This is a genomic window from Nocardioides sp. CPCC 206348, from assembly GCF_048654705.1.
Taxonomy (GTDB): Bacteria; Actinomycetota; Actinomycetes; order Propionibacteriales; family Nocardioidaceae; genus Nocardioides.
This window is the reverse complement of sequence record NZ_JBMCZA010000047.1, coordinates 39646-40593: the sequence shown is the minus strand read 5'-3', so window position 1 is coordinate 40593 and position 948 is coordinate 39646. Positions and strand designations below refer to the sequence as shown.

General features: G+C 74.7%; 1 protein-coding gene. It reads right to left on the bottom strand.

Annotated features, from left to right (window positions below):
• Positions 1-836, bottom strand: an 836-nt coding sequence (locus ACOADB_RS01745) for a hypothetical protein (protein ID WP_378596183.1), incomplete at its 3' end; no start/stop codon positions are given.
• Positions 837-948: the final 112 nt, after the last annotated feature.

The following is a 948-nucleotide window of genomic DNA, read 5'->3' as shown; positions in this document are numbered from 1 at the left end:
AGCGTGGTCGAGTGCAGCACGTCGCCGGTACCGCAGGCGAGCACCTCGGCCTCCTGGGTCGAGCCGACGGTGTCCCGGAACGCGACCACGGCGGGTTTGCCGTCGTACTCCACACCGACGAGGTAGCCGAGGCCGAAGTCGGCCGGCTCGCACATGAAGTCCTTCGGTGCCGTGAGCGTCGCGCCGTCGTACTCGGCGGCTGCCGGGTGCGGCAGCGTGATGTGCTGGAGCGCGACGAGGTCCTCGCGCAGCGAGTCCGCGCGCACCTCGCGCAGTGGCTCGTCCGTCACGATGCGCCGGGGCTCGACCGGGAGCGACGACGGCTGTGAGGGCGCGGCCTCCTGGCCTGCCGTGGAGGGGACGACGGCCTTGTCGTCCCCGGACGCCGGCGACTCGGCCAGGCCGGAATCACCGCCGGCGTCGCTGCGGGCGGGGTCGTCGTCGGACATCTGGTCGGCCGCGGTCATGGCGTCGTCGGAGCCCCCGCGGTCGGTGACGATGCCGGCGCCGACCGCACCGGCCACGACCACCGCGGCAGCGGCGAGCAGGTAGCGGGCGCGGACGCGCCGGTGCCGGGCGAACGGGTCCAGGGGGAGGATCCGGTGGTCCTCGGGGTGCGAGATCTCGGGGGTGACGGGGCGGTCGGCGGCCAGGGACGTGATCACGGCGTCCAGTCGTGCGACGACCTCCTCGGGCATCGGCTCCGGACCGCCGGCCTCGGCGAGCGCGCGTCGTACGGCGGCGTCCTGGGCAGGCGTCAACGGCGCACCGGTGTCCTCGGCGTCGTCGGCACCATCTGTGGCGCTCGGGTCGATCGGGTCGATCGGGTCAGTCATCAGGTCCCCTGGCATTCGGACCCCGGCCGGGTGCGGTCGGAGTCAGTCGGTTGTCGGCGCGCCGGCCGGGGGAGGCCCACGCGTCGCCAAGGGTCCGACGTGCGGGTCCGCC